Below are 16,697 nucleotides of genomic sequence, written 5' to 3'. Positions count from 1 at the left end.
TTCACCACTCGTTACACTTTGCGGAATTATGTTTCGATTGCCCGCTGGCTGTGATTACCACAAACCAGCTAGATTGAACGTCCCAGAGGTATTGATTGGTGAATCATCAACGTGCTCTGCATGTTGATACCGATTAGATTTGCACCAACCTACGCAGATGCGTAGGTTTTTTTTTGCCTCCGGTCCCCACTTACTCATCCTCCTCCTAAACTCACTGCTGACTGTCGTCATTATTCTGCGGCTTATAGTATGCTGTTTCCCCAACCTTTTTCTTTCAGGATCAGGGATGACACATAAGGAGATGGCACACATGTATAACTTTCTTTTCGCTGCGTTCAGATGGCTGTTCCGCATCGCGTTTCGGGTCACTGTGACGCCGGCCACATCCTCATTTGATTACCCGCGTTTATTGCTCACCCCCAACCATGTTTCTTTTATTGACGGCATGCTGCTGGTGCTTTTCCTGCCGGTGAAGCCGGTTTTCGCCGTCTATTCCAATATTACCGACACCTGGTATATGCGCTGGTTGAAGCGGTACGTTGACTTTATGCCGCTCGACCCGACCAAACCGATGGCGATCAAGCATCTGATCCGCCAGGTCGAGAAGGGGCGTCCGGTGGTGGTCTTCCCGGAAGGGCGTATTACGGTCACCGGATCATTGATGAAAATTTACGACGGCGCGGCCTTTGTGGCGGCGAAGTCTCAGGCGACGGTGATCCCTGTGCGTATTGATGGCGCAGAATACACGCCGTTTGGACGTCTGTTCGGCAGCTTTAAGATTCGCTGGTTCCCGAAAATTACCATCAACGTGTTACCGCCGCAGACTATCCCGATGCCGGATGCGCCGCGTTCACGCGACCGCCGCGTGCTGGCCGGAGAGCAATTGCATAAGATCATGATGCAGGCGCGCATGGCCACCCGCGAACCGGAAACGCTGTATGAAGCGCTGCTGTCCGCGCAGACCCGTTATGGCCGCCGCAAACCCTGCATCGCCGATATCGCGTTTAAAGAAGATACCTATCAGGGGCTGCTGAAAAAATCCCTCGGCGTCAGCCGGATCCTGCAACGTTTCACCCGCGAAGGGGAACACGTCGGCATGCTGCTGCCGAATGCCACCATCATGGCGGCGGCGCTGTTCGGTGCCTCTGTGCGCAACCGTATTCCGGCGCTGCTTAACTACACCGCCGGGGCGAAAGGCCTGCAAAGCGCAATGAAAGCGGCGCAGATCAAAACCATCGTCACCTCCCGTCAGTTCCTAGAAAAAGGCAAACTGACGCATCTTCCCGAGAATGTGCCGGAAGCGAACTGGGTGTATCTGGAAGATTTAAAAGACACGGTCACCACGCAAGATAAGCTGTGGATCCTGTTCCATCTGATTTTCCCTCGCCGCGCCATGCTGCCGCAAAAAGCCGATGATGCCGCGCTGGTGTTGTTCACGTCCGGCTCGGAAGGCAACCCGAAAGGCGTGGTGCATTCACACGCCAGCCTGCTGGCGAACGTCGAGCAAATCCGTACCGTGGCAGACTTTACGCCGCGTGACCGCTTTATGTCGTCGCTGCCGTTGTTCCACGCATTCGGCCTGACTGTCGGTCTGTTAACACCGCTGCTGACCGGTGCCCGCGTGTTCCTCTATCCCAGCCCGCTGCATTACCGCATCGTGCCGGAACTGGTTTACGACCAGAACTGCACCGTGCTGTTTGGTACGTCGACCTTCCTCGGCAACTACGCCCGCTTTGCCCATCCTTATGATTTTGCCCGCCTGCGTTACGTGGTGGCGGGCGCGGAGAAACTGGCGGAAAGCACTAAGGAAATCTGGCAGGACAAATTTGGTATCCGCATTCTGGAAGGCTACGGCGTGACCGAGTGTGCGCCGGTGGTGGCGATTAACGTGCCAATGGCGACCAAAGTGAACACTGTCGGGAAGATTTTACCGGGAATGGACGCGCGCCTGATTAAAGTGCCGGGCATTGAAGAGGGCGGACGGCTGCAACTGCGCGGCCCGAACATCATGAAAGGCTATCTGCGCGTTGAAAATCCGGGCGTACTGGAAACCCCGCAGGCTGAAAATGCCGACGGTGAAATGCAGGCTGGCTGGTATGACACCGGTGATATCGTCACGCTGGATGAAAAAGGTTTCTGCGCCATTCGTGGGCGCGTGAAACGCTTCGCCAAACTGGCAGGCGAAATGGTTTCACTGGAAAGCGTGGAACAGCTGGCGATCAAGGCGTCTGCGGATGCGCAACACGCCGCGACGTCGCGCAGTGACAGCAGTAAAGGCGAAGCGCTGGTGCTGTTCACCACAGACCCACAATTACGTCGTGATGCGCTGAGTAAGGCTGCCCGTGAACTGGGGCTGCCGGAACTTACCGTGCCGCGTGATATTCGTGTGGTAAAAGCCCTGCCGCTTCTCGGCAGCGGTAAACCTGATTTTGTCACCCTGCGCGAAATGGCAGAAAAACCGGAGACTGAGGCATGAGTAAACCTTTAGCGGCGGCCTCGCCGCTGATGTCCAAAAGCATGACGGCGGTGATCGTGGCGCAGTTCTTATCTGCTTTTGGCGATAACGCGTTGTTGTTTGCCGCGCTGGCGTTGATCAAACAGCAGCTTTATCCCGACTGGAGCCAGCCTGTTTTACAGATGGCCTTCGTCGCCACCTACATCATTCTCGCGCCGTTTGTCGGGCAGTTCGCCGACAGCTTCTCCAAAGGGCGGGTAATGATGGTGGCTAACCTGCTGAAACTGGGCGGCGCGGCGGTTATCTGTGCCGGTCTGAATCCTTTCCTCGGCTATACGCTGGTCGGTATTGGGGCCGCCGCGTATTCGCCGGCCAAGTACGGCATTCTGGGTGAAATCGCCAGTGGCGAACAGCTGGTAAAAGCCAACGGTCTGATGGAGGCGTCTACCATCGCCGCTATCTTGCTGGGTTCTGTGGCGGGCGGTGCGCTGGCGGACTGGAATATCCTGGCGGCGCTGGGGATCTGTGTGCTGGCCTATGGTGCGGCAGTGGCGGCGAACTGGTTTATCCCGAAACTGACGCCGGCGCGCGCCGGGCAGTCCTGGCATCCGGTAAAAATGACGCGGACATTTTTCGCTGCCTGCACCACGTTGTGGCGCGACGGTGAAACCCGTTTCTCGCTGGTGGGAACCAGTCTGTTTTGGGGCGCGGGCGTGACGCTGCGCTTCCTGCTGGTGCTGTGGGTGCCGGTGGCGCTGGGCATTACCGATAATAAAACGCCGACGCTGCTCAACGCGATGGTGGCGATCGGGATTGTGTTTGGTGCCGGTGCGGCCGCGAAATTGATTCGCCTGGAAACGGTGAAACGCTGTCTGCCTGCGGGCGTGGCGATCGGTGTCGCCGTGGTCGTCTTCGCACTGCAAACCAGTATGCTGAGTTCTTACATCGTGCTGATCGTGGTCGGTGTTCTCGGTGGCTTCTTTGTGGTGCCATTGAATGCGTTGTTGCAGCATCGCGGTAAGGCTTCCGTCGGTGCCGGTAATGCCATTGCGGTGCAAAATCTGGGCGAAAATACCGCCATGTTACTGATGCTCGGCCTGTATTCGCTGGTGGTGATGGCAGGAGCGCCGGTGGTGGCGATCGGTATTGGTTTCGGTGTGGTCTTCGCGCTGGCGATCACCGCGCTGTGGATCTGGCAGATTATGCAAAAACGACGTCACGCCTGAGGCTTGTCTGTTATTTCAAAAAAACAAAAGGGCGCTCAGCGCCCTTTTTTAATGGCTGAGATCCGGCGTTAAGGTGCAGGGATCGTGAAGCGCTTATGGATATTTTCCAGTTCGCCCATGATGTCGGCATCCAGCGTTAACTCCTGGCTGTCGATATTGATCTTCAGCTGTTCCAGCGTGGTTGCGCCCAGCAGGGTGCTGGCAACAAAAGGTTGCTGACGCACAAAGGCCAGCGCCATCTGAGAAGGATCCAGATTGTGTTTTTTGGCCAGCGCCACGTATTCCGCCACCGCGCCTTCGGCCTGCGGTGAAGAGTAACGGGTGAAACGGCTGAACAACGTATTACGCGCGTTGGCCGGTTTTGCGCCGTTAAGGTATTTTCCGCTCAGGGTGCCGAACGCCAGGCTGGAATACGCCAGCAGCTCTACACCTTCGTACTGGCTGATTTCCGCCAGACCGATTTCGAAACTGCGGTTCAGCAGGCTGTACGGGTTTTGAATGGAAACAATACGCGGCAGATCGTGTTTTTCCGCCAGTTGCAGATAACGCATCACACCCCATGGCGTTTCGTTGGAAACACCGATGTAGCGGATTTTACCGGCGCGAACCTGTTCATTCAGCGCTTCGAGCGTTTCCAGCAACGTGACCGGAGACTGCTCTTCGGTGTACTGATAACCGAGTTTGCCGAAGAAATTGGCCTGACGCTGTGGCCAGTGCAACTGGTAGAGATCGAGGTAATCAGTGTTCAGACGTTTCAGGCTGGCATCCAGCGCTGCGCGGATATTTTTACGATCCAGCATCTGCGCCGGGCGGATCGCGTTGTCGCTGCCGCGGGAAGGGCCGGAGACTTTGCTCGCCAGAATGATTTTTTCGCGGTTACCACGGGCTTTCAGCCAGCTGCCGATATAGCTTTCCGTCAGACCCTGCGTTTCCGGGCGTGGCGGAACAGGGTACATCTCTGCGGTATCAATCAGATTGATGCCCGCGGCGACGGCGTAATCGAGTTGCTGATGGGCGTCGGCTTCGCTGTTTTGTTCACCAAAAGTCATGGTGCCAAGACCCAGTAAGCTCACTTCTAAAGAACTGTGGGGTATACGGTGATATTGCATTGCCGGTCTTCCTTTCTTCTGAGAATGTCAGGCGGAGAAAAAAAATGCCTTAACTGACTATATACAAGGCTGGCAGAAGGGGGAAGTAGCAGAGAGTGCCGGTAACGCGGGCGGAAAGGGGCTGACAGCAAAAGAGCCAGCAAAAACTGGCTCTTTGTATTGCGGGGAACAGAATGTGTTTAACGCTTCATGACCTGGCTGACATTGTCGTTATTGATCTGACGTTCGTTGCCTTGCTCATCGGTATAACTGAGCAGACCGGTGGATTTATCCAGCTCCGGTTTGCCGTCGGTCAGGATCATGCTGCCGTCCTTGGTGGAAATTACATAGTCACTGGCGCAGCCTGCAAGCCCGAATACCAGCAGAGCAGCACTGGTCATCATCAACGCTTTCTTCATCATTGTTGTCATTCCTTTTATGTACGCGACGTAGTAGTGAACGTGAAGTGTGACAAAGCCGAACTTTATACACTCCAGACAGAATCACATTCTAGCGTAGCAAAGGCTTTTAAAAGTGACATAAAAGGTGCCGGTATTTTTAAAATGATGATTCAGAGCTGAAAATGATGCGCCAGCAGCGCTGCGGTAAAACGTTTCTTCAGATAAAAGCCGCGTGGCAGGGTCATAATGGGCTGGCCAAATTCACCGATGGCCTCGGTTAACGCTTTGCTGTTTGCCGCTTTCGGGCGCAGTTGCAGGAATTCTCCGTGGCGTGCCGTGATGCTTTCGACTTTGCCCAGCACGATCAAATCCATTAACTCTTCCCAGTCCTGACGCAGTTGCTCATCTTCTTCCTGCGTGGGTTGCCACAGCAGAGGCGCGCCGATGTGGCGTTCGGCCAGCGGGATCTGACGTTCCCCTTCCACCGGGATCCACAATACCCGCGCCAGTTTATGCCGGACGTGGCTGCTTTCCCAGGTCACACCGCTGTTGCCGGTCAGAGGAGCAACGCAGACAAACGTGGTTTCCAGCGGCTTTCCCTGAGAATCAATGGGGATCGTTTTCAGCTCGATGCCGATATCAGCAAAATCCTGCTCCGGCTTACTGCCGGCACTCGCGCCGAGATACACTTCCAGCAGCATACCCACCCAGCCTTTTTCACGTTTAAGGTTTGCCGGTATCGGCAATCCGGCACGGGCCGCCAGCTCACCCAGCGTATGCCCGGCGAGCGACTGCGCGCGATGCAGCAACGCATCTTCGTGACGTGGCGGTTCAGTTGCAGGTAAAGGAATAGACATAAAAAACAACACTCATGAAATTAGGTTAAATTTTATACTCACCCTGCGTAATGCAGTGCATAAAAAGTTATACCCGTGGGATAGCCGAATAATAGCATGATTTAATTTGATTTTTTTTACCCTTCTGACCGGTTTATCACAAGCCGTTTTCAGGTTGACCACCTGTTGAAGGCGACAATGAACAGGATCTTCCCCCTACTTATCCACAGATTTCTTGGATAACCCTGGGTAAATTCGATCACTGGTTCGATTTACAGGCTTGACGGACCGGGTTTTATCCAATTTCAGAGCAGGTAACGTCAACTTTTAGACGATCGCTGTGGATAAAAACGTCATTGGTGGATCTTTCGCCAGATCATGTTCGAATGTGACTTGCCTCACTTTTTTAGTCCCGTTATAACCTCATTTTTATGCTATAACTCCATGCTTATTAACGATTTTATAAATGTTAATTTTGAGGTTGGGGATAAGTTCACGAGAGTTTTACCCTGCTTACTCTTAAGTTCTGCACACATCTATCCACAGAAAAAGTGAATAAAATCGCGGGCGTCGAACAGAATCTGTTTATAACTTTGCTGTTAAGTGAAAGTTATCCCATTTTTATTCGTGCGGATCAGCGCTAACCAGTGGTTTACCGCCTGTTGGTAGTGTGAAACAATCACAACATCTATGATTTTAAGCTATTGAGGTAGTCCGGTGATCGATGATGATGGCTACCGCCCGAATGTTGGTATCGTAATCTGTGACAAGCAGGGTCAGGTGTTATGGGCCAGACGATACGGTCAGCACTCCTGGCAGTTTCCTCAGGGAGGCATTAACCCCGGTGAAACCGCTGAGCAGGCAATGTACCGCGAGCTGTTTGAGGAGGTAGGTCTGAGCCGTAAAGATGTGCGTATTCTGGCTTCGACCCGCAACTGGTTACGATATAAATTGCCAAAACGTTTGGTGCGTTGGGACACAAAGCCGGTTTGTATCGGCCAAAAGCAAAAATGGTTCTTGCTGCAACTGATGTGTAACGATGCTGATATCAATATGCAGCGCAGCAGCACGCCTGAATTTGATGGCTGGCGTTGGGTGAGTTTCTGGTATCCGGTTCGTCAGGTGGTGTCATTCAAACGCGATGTTTATCGTCGTGTGATGAAAGAGTTTTCGACAACCATTATGCCGATGCAGGAAATCTCCCTTCCCAAGACATCGCCCGCTTATCGTCGTAAAAGAGGCTAAGTCGCGAAGAGATGCTCACGCGTTTGCGAGAAATTGTTGAAAAGGTAGCAATGGCGGCCAGCCTGAATGATGCGCTGGACGTTCTGGTCAATGAAACCTGCCTGGCGATGGACACTGAAGTGTGTTCTGTTTATCTCGCAGATAACGACCGGCGTTGTTATTACCTGATGGCGACGCGAGGTTTGAAAAAACCTCGCGGGCGCACGGTCACGCTTGCGTTTGATCAGGGGATCGTGGGTCTGGTTGGCCGCCTGGCTGAACCTATCAACCTTGCCGACGCACAGAGTCATCCAAGCTTTAAATATATTCCCGCCGTAAAAGAAGATCTTTTCCGATCCTTTTTAGGTGTGCCGATCATTCACCGTCGACAGCTGTTGGGCGTGCTGGTTATTCAACAGCGTGAGCACCGCCAGTTCGATGAAAGTGAAGAGTCATTTTTAGTCACACTGGCAACCCAGCTGGCGGCGATCCTTTCGCAGGCACAGCTGAATGTGCTTTATGGCCGTTTTCGCCAGACGCGCGTGCGTGCGCTGGCGGCTTCGCCGGGTGTGGCGATTGGTATCGGCTGGCAGGACAGTTCGCAGCCTTCCCTCGAACATGTCTATATGGCATCCACGCTGGATACGGTACGTGAACGTGAGCGGCTGACCCGCGCGCTGGAAGATGCCGGTGCCGAGTTCCGCCGTTTCAGTAAACGCTTTACCGCCAGTGCACAAAAAGAAAGTGCCGCGATTTTCGATCTCTACTCCCACCTGCTCAATGATGCCCGCCTGAAACGTGAACTGTTTGCTCAGATCGATCAGGGCGCAGTGGCCGAATGGGCAGTAAAAAAGGTGGTTGAGGAGTTTGCGGCGCAGTTTGCCAGCCTGCAGGATACCTACCTGCGTGAACGCGGCAGTGATTTACGTGCGCTCGGGCAGCGTCTTGTTTTCCATCTCGACGATTCAATTCAGGGCAATACTCAGTGGCCTGAACGCTTCATTCTGGTGGCCGACGAACTGACCGCCACACTGTTAGCCGAAGTCCCTCAGGACCGGCTGGCTGGCGTAGTGGTACGCGACGGTGCGGCCAACTCTCATGCCGCCATTCTGGTGCGCGCAATGGGCGTGCCGACCATTATGGGCGCAGATATTCAGCCTGCGCTGCTTAGCCAGCGTCAGCTGATTGTCGATGGCTATCGCGGCGAACTGCTGATCGACCCTGAACCGGTACTGGTCGCAGAGTATAAGCGTCTTATCAGCGAAGAAATGGAACTGAGCCAGCGTGCGGAAGACGACGTTGACCAGCCAGCGGCGCTGAAAAGTGGCGAAAGAGTGCATGTGATGCTCAATGCGGGTCTGAGCGCCGATCATGAAAAGTTGTTTGGCAGCCGCGTTGACGGCGTCGGGCTTTACCGTACCGAAATCCCTTTCATGCTGCAAAGCGGTTTCCCTTCTGAAGAGGAGCAGGTGGCGCAGTATCAGGGCATGTTGCAGCTGTTCCCGCAAAAGCCTGTGACGCTGCGAACGCTGGATATCGGCTCTGATAAACAGCTGCCCTATATGCCCATCAGTGAAGAAAATCCGTGTCTGGGTTGGCGTGGTATCCGCATTACGCTCGATCAACCTGAAATCTTCCTGATCCAGGTTCGCGCGATGCTGCGAGCCAATGCGGCGACCGGTAATCTTGGTATTTTGCTGCCCATGGTCACCAGCCTGGAAGAAATTGATGAAGCGCGCAGGCTTATCGATCGCGCCGGTCGTGAAGTGCAGGAGCAACTCGGCTACGAACTGCCACGCACGCGTATCGGCGTGATGATCGAAGTGCCGTCGATGATCTTTATGTTGCCTGCGCTGGCCGGAAGAGTGGAGTTTATCTCTGTCGGCACTAACGATTTAACGCAATACCTGCTGGCCGTCGATCGCAACAACACCCGCGTTGCAGGGCTCTATGACAGCCTGCATCCGGCGATGCTTCGTGTGCTCAGGCAAATCATCACCAGTGCAGAAGCTATCGGGCTCGACGTCAGCCTGTGTGGTGAAATGGCCGGTGATCCGATGGGCGCCTTGCTGCTGACCGGCATGGGTTACCGTAATCTCAGCATGAACGGGCGCAGTGTCGCTCGTGTGAAATACTTGCTGCGCCGCATCGATTTAGCGGATGCCGAAGAACTGGCTGGCCGGGTTTTACAGGCCCATTTCACCACGGATGTACGCCACATGACGGCGGCATTTATGGAAAGACGCGGTTTAGGCGGACTGATTCGCGGCGGTAAATAACCTTCGGGCGCGGCATTTCCTGTCGCGTCGTTTAAGCCCGCATCTCAGGCCGGGCAAACTGAGACGATTTTTTACAGAACTTTTCCCCCGGCGTAGCCACGGAAAACCTCCGGCTTATGCTACTATTCGCCTCCTGCTGACCCCTAACCGGGCTAAAACAATAAACAATTTGTGGTGATAGATGAGCAACAGCTATCTGGCGTTTCCCCAGTTTGATCCGGTGATTTTCTCTATCGGACCGGTATCCCTTCACTGGTACGGACTGATGTATCTGGTCGGGTTTGTCTTCGCAATGTGGCTGGCCGTGCGCCGTGCGAACAAACCGGGCAGTGGCTGGACAAAAGACGAAGTTGAAAATCTGCTGTATGCCGGTTTCCTTGGCGTATTCCTTGGCGGCCGTATTGGCTACGTATTCTTCTACAATTTGCCTCTGTTCCTCGACAATCCGCTCTATCTGTTCAAAGTGTGGGACGGCGGTATGTCCTTCCACGGCGGTCTGCTTGGTGTGATCGTTGTGATGCTGGTCTTCGCCCGCCGCACCAAACGTAATTTCTTCCAGGTTGCAGATTTCATCGCGCCACTGATCCCGTTTGGTCTTGGTGCCGGTCGCCTTGGCAACTTTATCAACGGCGAGCTGTGGGGGCGTGTGACCACCGATGTGCCATGGGCAATGCTTTTCCCAGGTTCCCGTCAGGAAGATATCGCCATTGCCGCTGCGGATCCTAAATGGCAGCCGCTGCTGAACCAGTACGGTGTGCTGCCGCGTCATCCTTCTCAGCTGTATGAATTGCTGCTCGAAGGTGTCGTGCTGTTTATCATCCTGAATGTCTTTATCCGCAAATCACGCCCGATAGGTGCGGTATCAGGTTTATTCCTGATCGGTTATGGCTTATTCCGCATTATCGTTGAGTACTTCCGCCAGCCGGATGCACAGCTTGGGTTGTTCGACGGCGTCATCAGCATGGGACAGGTTCTGTCCATCCCGATGGTGGCCATCGGCCTGATTATGATGGTCTGGGCATATCGTCGTCCGCAGAAACAATTGTCGTGAGGTAACATGAAACAGTATCTGGATTTAATGCAGAAAGTGCTCGATGAAGGCACACCTAAAGCCGACCGTACGGGTACTGGCACATTGTCGATTTTCGGTCATCAGATGCGTTTCAACTTGCAGGAAGGTTTTCCGCTGGTCACCACCAAACGCTGTCATTTGCGCTCAATCATTCATGAACTCCTGTGGTTCCTGAAAGGTGAAACGAATATCGCCTATCTGCGTGAAAACAACGTCAGCATTTGGGACGAATGGGCCGATGAAAACGGCGATCTCGGCCCGGTATATGGCAAACAGTGGCGCGCCTGGGGCGCAGCCGACGGTAAGCAGATTGACCAGTTGACGAATGTTATCAATCAGCTGAAAAGCGACCCTGATTCCCGTCGTATCATCGTATCGGCGTGGAATGTGGGCGAGCTGGATCAGATGGCGCTGGCGCCTTGCCATGCCTTCTTCCAGTTTTACGTGGCGAATGGTAAATTGTCCTGCCAGCTGTATCAGCGCTCTTGCGATATCTTCCTCGGCCTGCCGTTTAACATCGCCAGCTATGCGCTGCTGGTACATATGATGGCGCAACAGTGCGATCTCGAAGTGGGTGATTTTGTCTGGACCGGTGGTGACACCCATCTCTACAACAACCACATGGAACAGACGCATCTGCAACTGAGCCGTGAACCTCGCGCAATGCCAACACTGATTATTAAACGCAAACCTGCCTCCCTGTTTGATTACAACTTCGACGATTTCGAAATCGAAGGATACGACCCGCATCCTGCAATCAAAGCACCTGTCGCTATCTGATCGTCTGCTGCCTGACCCCGCGTCAGGCAGCGATCCCTCTGACGTACCGCCTTTCTGTTGCGCCACTTTCTACGCTTTTTTCTGACGATTCCCACCGCTATTTCGCCCTGACTATTGTTTCTGCGAGACGCCCCGCAACATTTTTGTTTAGGGTGCTTTGTTGCACATTTTCTTCTGAAGGCATCGCGGAGAAAGGTTTTTTGCCTGTGGCACCGAAAATTTAAATGCTTACCCTGACCGCATGAAAAAAAACGAACGTTCAGGGGAGCAGGGAATGTCGCTGATAGAAATGATGGTCGTCGTTGCGCTGGTGGCAATGTGCACTCTTTGGGGATTGCACAGCTGGCGAGGTTACCAGCAGGCGTTAAAGCTTGAGCAACAGGCTCAGCAGTTACGTTTATATCTCTATGGCCTGCAGGCCGAAGCCAATAATTACAATCGCTCCGCCGTGTTGTGGGCCATCGGTGGAACCGCCGGTTGCGTGGGCGCAGGGCTGCGCCCGGCCGACTGCCATGCGGCCAGTGGCAGAGTATTTGCTGTCGGCGAAGCGGATATAGAATTGCTCGATTTTACCGATAAATCGATGGGCTTTTACGGGCTGCGTAATGCCGCACTGGCAGGGCATCTGACGTTAAAAAATACCGCCGGAAGTTTGCGCGTGGTGCTCTCAGCCAGAGGGCGGCTGCGTATCTGCAGCGAGAATCAGCCTGTACTGGGCATCGGTGTGTGCCAGTGATTCATCATCGTGCCAACGGATTCACCCTGCCGGAAGTGATGATGGCGATGGGTGTCGGCAGTATGCTTATGCTCAGTGCCGCGCAAATTTATCCGCTGATGCGCCAGCGCAGCCAAAGCCTGGGGAGACATTATCAGCTTGAGGAGTTACTGCATCAGACCGCTTTTACCATCGAAAAAGATGTGCGGCGCGCCGGGTTTTGTAATGGTATCTGTCAGGGCAAAACAGTCATCATCGGCAATGCGTCCGGTGAGCCCGCGGGTTCCTGCATCATTGTCATCTATGATCTGAATCGCAACGGGCGCTGGGAGAAACCGGGCACCGCGGAATCAGAGTATTTTGGTTATCGCCTGCGACAGGGAGGGATTGAAATGCAGCGTGGCACAGAGTCGTGCGGCAGTTCAGGGTGGGAGAAATTACTCGATCCGGCGGAAGTCACCGTCACGAAATTTGTTGTAACTGAAAGTTCTGGTCTGCATTCAGGAAACTTGTTTTCTCTGCAAATTGACGCCCACTGGAGTAAAAACCCGCTTATTCACCGGCAGGTTGACGCTCAGATTGCAGGGCATTCTCTGTGAACTCATTGGAAAAGAACACAGCGAAAAATCATCCTGATCGCCAGCAGGGCAGTGCCATGATTTTAAGCATCATGGTGATGATGGGGTTGGGGATCATTGCCCTTAATGCTTTACAGCAACAGCTTTCCGCCGGACTGGCGCTGACCTCAAACCAGCACCGTTATGTGATCGCCTGGGAAAATGCCGCATCGTCATTAAGCTGGGGAGTCAGCCAGCCCTGGAAGGCGTTCAATGATGCTAAGTGGCAATGTCAGGACGTCCCGGCAGTCGTTGTTGGCGCCGGATCCGGGCGGGCATGTGTACGCCCTTCGCTGAGAATTGACGTTTTTGTGGTTCGCGGGGAAGGTGTATTGGCCCAAGGTGGGGAACCTGTGAGGCTTTATCAACAGGTCAGCATGCAAAAACAAGCCGACGGTTCACTGGCTTTTTCACCTCTCAGACAAGGCTGGCTGGATTTCTGCCCGGAAGCTGATGAGCAGTTTTGCAATGAATAAGGCTGAGAAGAATCAGCAGGGGTTTAGCCTGCCGGAAGCGCTGATCGCCGCGCTGCTGCTTTCGGTATCTGTTCTGGGATTGCTTAATTATTTTCAGTCACTGAGTCATGGCTTTATGCGTCAGTGGCAGGTGCAGCAGGCGTGGTCGGAGGCTCACTCACAGTTAGAAGCCTATTCGGCCACCGGAAACGTGACTGAACCGCAAATTAAAGGCTGGGAGTATCAGTTGTCGGTCTTTCCCGTGGGGCAACGCTGCCAGCGGATTAACGTGGTGATCCTGACTCCCACACATTATCAGGCACGTTTACAACGTTTACTTTGTGAGCCTGGCACGGGGAACCCCGCCGGCTAAGCAGGAAAAATACCGCCAAGCCGCTTGCAATAGCAGCCCAACTGCATAGAGTGGTTTAAGACCGAGGAATTAACCGGGCGTGTAATATCGCGACAGGTCGCAAACTGTGACATTACGCCAGAATGCACATCACGGTACTGAGATTGTGACAACTATCCTGCATCCGCGGGGTCTTATCAGACTCAACGGCATAAAACAGCAGGTTGAGGTTCATCAGTTGGTGAACCGTTATTTTTGCCCACGTGGCATGTTTATTTGATTGAGGGAGAGTGGCAATGTTAAAACAGGTTACCCGAATTTCAGGGTTACTGTTGTTATTGACCTTTTGGGCCCCTGTTGTTTCAAGCGCTGCCGGTTGGCAGCCTTATGCACAAGCTATCAATAAAAGTCAGAACGACCCGCGTCAGTATCAGGCGATAAAGCTGGCCAATGATATGACGGTTTTGCTGGTTTCTGATCCTGAGGCGCCCAAGTCACTTGCCGCTCTGGCTATCCCCGTAGGCTCGCTGGAAGACCCGGATTCACAGTTAGGTCTGGCTCACTACACCGAACACATGTTGCTGATGGGCTCAAAAAAATATCCTCAGCCTGAAAGCCTTTCTGAATTCCTCAAAAAACACGGCGGCAGCCACAATGGCAGCACGGCTTCCTACCGCACAGCCTTTTATCTGGAAGTTGAAAATGATGCCCTGCCGGAAGCGGTAGATCGCCTTGCCGATGCTATTGGTGAACCTTCACTGGATCCTGCCAACGGCGATCGCGAGCGTAACGCGGTGAATGCTGAGCTGACCATGGCGCGCTCGCGCGATGGAATGCGTATGGCCCAGGTGCGGGCTGAAACCCTAAATCCCGCGCATCCCGGCTCCCGTTATTCCGGCGGGAATCTGGATACTCTGAAAGACAAACCAGGCAGCAATCTGCACGAGAAACTGACGGAATTTTATCACCGTTACTATTCGGCGAATCTGATGGTCGGTGTGATTTATAGTAATAAGCCGTTGCCGGAGCTGGCTGAGCTGGCCGGGAATACCTTCGGGAGTATTGCCAATCATCATGCTGCAGTACCACCGATTACCGTTCCCACATTAACGGACGAGCAAAAAGGTGAATATATCCATTTTGTTCCGGCACAGCCCCGCAAAGAATTGCGCGTAGAGTTTGCCATTGATAACAACAGCGCAGCGTTTCGCAGTAAGACAGATACCTATATCAGCTATCTGATCGGAAACCGCAGCCTGAATACATTATCTGACTGGTTACAAAAGCAAGGTTACTCCGACGGTATCAGTGCGGGGGCAGACCCGATGGTTAACCGCAATCAGGGCGTATTTAACATTTCGGTATCCCTGACGGACAAAGGTCTGGCTGAGCGCGACAGAGTGATTGCCGCCATTTTCAGTTATCTCCAGGAGATGCGCGGGCAGGGCATTAACAAAAGCTATTTTGATGAAATCGCGCATGTGATGGCGCTTGATTTCCGGTATCCCGCGCTGACGCGGGATATGGACTACGTTGAATGGCTGGTGGATACCATGCTGCGCGTACCGGTTGAACACGTTCTGGATTCGCCATATCTGACGGATCAATATGATCCTAAAGCGATTGAATCGCGTCTGGATGAAATGACCCCACAGAATGCGCGTTACTGGATTATCAGTCCCAACGAGCCGCACAACAAAGTTGCCTATTTTGTGAATGCGCCTTATCAGGTTGATAAAGTCCCACCGCAAACCTATGAACAATGGAAAGCGCTGGGGAAGGACATCAAACTTTCTCTGCCTGAGCTGAACCCTTATATTCCCGACTCGCTGGCGCTGGTGACTAAAAACGCCACGGCCACCAAACCTGAACTTCTGATTGAAGATAAAGGCCTGCGCGTTTTCTATATGCCAAGCCGCTACTTTGCCGATGAGCCCAAAGCCAATGTGACGGTTTCTTTTCGCAATGAGCAGGCGTTAAGTACGGCGAAAAACCAGGTACTTTACGGTCTGACTGACTATCTGACCGGTGTGGCATTTGATCAGCTGAGTTATCAGGCTTCTATCGGCGGGCTGAGTTTTGGGACGTCGCCGGATAATGGACTGCAGTTTACCGCCAGCGGTTTCACCGAATGTCTGCCAGATCTGCTGGCTACGCTGGTGGAGAGTTACCCTGATTTTAAACCGACGCAGGAACAGCTGGATCAGGCGAAATCGTGGTATCTGGAACGTCTGGCATCGGCGGATAAAGGTAAAGCTTTCGAACTGGCGCTGCAGCCGGTTCAGTTATTGTCGCGGGTACCTTACACCGAACGTTCAGAACGGGAGAAACTGGTTGCGGGTATCACACTGGAAGATGTGAACGCTTACCGTGAGCAACTTATTCACCACGCCGCCGTTGAGATCATGGTGGTGGGCAATATGACCGGGGATCAGGTAAAAGCCATGTCCCTGCAGATTATGCAGAAGCTGGGGGCGCACGGCACACAGTGGTGGCGTGGAACGCAGGCCGTCGTCACGGAGCCGTTGAAAGCCAATATTCAGCGGACGGGCAGCAGTTCTGACTCGGCGCTGGCCGCCGTATATGTGCCAACAGGTTATGATGAAATTCAGAGCATGGGCTACAGCGCATTGCTCGGGCAAATCATCCAGCCATGGTTCTATAGCCAGCTGCGCACCCAGGAGCAACTGGGTTACGCGGTGTTCGCCTTCCCCATTCCTGTTGGCAAACAGTGGGGTATTGGTTTCCTGCTGCAAAGTAACAGTAAGCAACCGGACTATTTGTATCAGCGGTACCTAGCCTTTTACCCACAGGCTGAGAAGCGTTTGCGGGAAATGAAAGATGCCGAGTTTGTTCAGTACAAACAGGGTCTGGTGAATGAAATGCAGCAGCGTCCGCAAACGCTGGATGAAGAGTCAGACCGCCTGGGCAATGATTTCAGCCGGGGGAATGCGCAGTTTGATACGCGCACCAACGTCATTCGTGTCATTGCGGGGCTGACGCAGACGCAGCTGGCGGACTACTTCCATCAGGCAGTGATTAAACAGGACGGACTGGCGATGTTGTCGCAAGTTTCCGGCAATGACAGCAAGACCCCACAGTATGCGGCGCCGGAAGGATTCAAAACCTATGCCGACACCTCGACGCTGCAGCAAACCCTGAAATCTCAGACTTCACATTAATGTGAGATTAGTGAG

The 16,697-nt window shown here is 53.5% G+C and carries 14 protein-coding genes; 11 read left to right on the top strand and 3 right to left on the bottom strand.

The window, feature by feature from the left end; all coding sequences use genetic code 11:
- The first annotated feature begins 310 nt into the window (after positions 1 to 310).
- The gene (gene aas / locus ACQZQY_RS21835; protein ID WP_431296398.1) at positions 311 to 2,476 is read left to right on the top strand and encodes a bifunctional acyl-ACP--phospholipid O-acyltransferase/long-chain-fatty-acid--ACP ligase; all 2,166 of its coding nucleotides are present in this window, start codon (positions 311 to 313) and stop codon (positions 2,474 to 2,476) included.
- Positions 2,473 to 3,681: a lysophospholipid transporter LplT gene (gene lplT / locus ACQZQY_RS21830; RefSeq protein WP_122097007.1), complete on the top strand. Its 1,209-nt coding sequence runs from the start codon at positions 2,473 to 2,475 to the stop codon at positions 3,679 to 3,681. Before aas ends, lplT begins: the two co-directional genes overlap by 4 nt.
- Before the next feature lie 68 nt (positions 3,682 to 3,749).
- Here the strand turns inward: lplT and ACQZQY_RS21825 are convergent, their stop codons facing one another.
- From ACQZQY_RS21825 to mutH, 3 genes are all read right to left on the bottom strand, one after another.
- Positions 3,750 to 4,790, bottom strand: coding sequence for an NADP(H)-dependent aldo-keto reductase (locus ACQZQY_RS21825; protein WP_056781813.1), 1,041 nt, complete (start codon positions 4,788 to 4,790; stop codon positions 3,750 to 3,752).
- Between the two features lie 179 nt (positions 4,791 to 4,969).
- On the bottom strand, positions 4,970 to 5,188 hold the full coding sequence (locus ACQZQY_RS21820) for a YgdI/YgdR family lipoprotein (RefSeq protein ID WP_056782032.1): 219 nt from the start codon (positions 5,186 to 5,188) through the stop codon (positions 4,970 to 4,972).
- A gap of 152 nt (positions 5,189 to 5,340) precedes the next feature.
- A complete protein-coding gene (mutH, locus tag ACQZQY_RS21815; RefSeq protein ID WP_056781810.1) occupies positions 5,341 to 6,027 on the bottom strand; it encodes a DNA mismatch repair endonuclease MutH in 687 nt (228 codons plus the stop codon).
- A gap of 696 nt (positions 6,028 to 6,723) precedes the next feature.
- Here mutH and rppH point away from each other — a divergent pair.
- From rppH to ptrA, 9 genes are all read left to right on the top strand, one after another.
- The gene (gene rppH, locus ACQZQY_RS21810) at positions 6,724 to 7,251 is read left to right on the top strand and encodes an RNA pyrophosphohydrolase (protein WP_056781808.1); all 528 of its coding nucleotides are present in this window, start codon (positions 6,724 to 6,726) and stop codon (positions 7,249 to 7,251) included.
- 11 nt (positions 7,252 to 7,262) lie between these two features.
- Positions 7,263 to 9,509 carry a phosphoenolpyruvate--protein phosphotransferase gene (gene ptsP / locus ACQZQY_RS21805; RefSeq protein ID WP_056781807.1) on the top strand — a complete coding sequence of 749 codons (2,247 nt, stop codon included), beginning with the start codon at positions 7,263 to 7,265 and terminating at the stop codon, positions 9,507 to 9,509.
- Positions 9,510 to 9,690: 181 nt separating this feature from the next.
- Positions 9,691 to 10,560 (top strand): prolipoprotein diacylglyceryl transferase, encoded by an 870-nt coding sequence (gene lgt, locus ACQZQY_RS21800; RefSeq protein ID WP_217203825.1) that lies wholly within the window; start codon positions 9,691 to 9,693, stop codon positions 10,558 to 10,560.
- 6 nt (positions 10,561 to 10,566) lie between these two features.
- Positions 10,567 to 11,361: a thymidylate synthase gene (gene thyA, locus ACQZQY_RS21795; protein WP_056781802.1), complete on the top strand. Its 795-nt coding sequence runs from the start codon at positions 10,567 to 10,569 to the stop codon at positions 11,359 to 11,361.
- 274 nt (positions 11,362 to 11,635) lie between these two features.
- Positions 11,636 to 12,097 (top strand): prepilin peptidase-dependent protein, encoded by a 462-nt coding sequence (locus ACQZQY_RS21790; protein WP_238485141.1) that lies wholly within the window; start codon positions 11,636 to 11,638, stop codon positions 12,095 to 12,097.
- 38 nt (positions 12,098 to 12,135) lie between these two features.
- Entirely contained in the window at positions 12,136 to 12,675 is a 540-nt protein-coding gene (locus ACQZQY_RS21785; protein WP_156362063.1) for a prepilin peptidase-dependent protein, read from the top strand.
- A gap of 56 nt (positions 12,676 to 12,731) precedes the next feature.
- Entirely contained in the window at positions 12,732 to 13,169 is a 438-nt protein-coding gene (locus tag ACQZQY_RS21780; protein WP_421671591.1) for a YgdB family protein, read from the top strand.
- Positions 13,147 to 13,521, top strand: a complete 375-nt coding sequence (locus ACQZQY_RS21775) for a prepilin-type N-terminal cleavage/methylation domain-containing protein (RefSeq protein WP_238485140.1) — start codon at positions 13,147 to 13,149, stop codon at positions 13,519 to 13,521. Before ACQZQY_RS21780 ends, ACQZQY_RS21775 begins: the two co-directional genes overlap by 23 nt.
- A gap of 275 nt (positions 13,522 to 13,796) precedes the next feature.
- Positions 13,797 to 16,682, top strand: coding sequence for a pitrilysin (gene ptrA, locus ACQZQY_RS21770; RefSeq protein WP_217203823.1), 2,886 nt, complete (start codon positions 13,797 to 13,799; stop codon positions 16,680 to 16,682).
- The last annotated feature ends 15 nt before the right edge of the window (positions 16,683 to 16,697 follow it).

Origin of the sequence: Rahnella sp. PAMC25559 (assembly GCF_050632365.1) — a bacterium.
Taxonomy (GTDB): domain Bacteria; phylum Pseudomonadota; class Gammaproteobacteria; order Enterobacterales; family Enterobacteriaceae; genus Rahnella; species Rahnella rivi.
The sequence above is the reverse complement of the archived record's forward strand: the minus strand, read 5'-3'. Positions and strand labels throughout refer to the sequence as shown.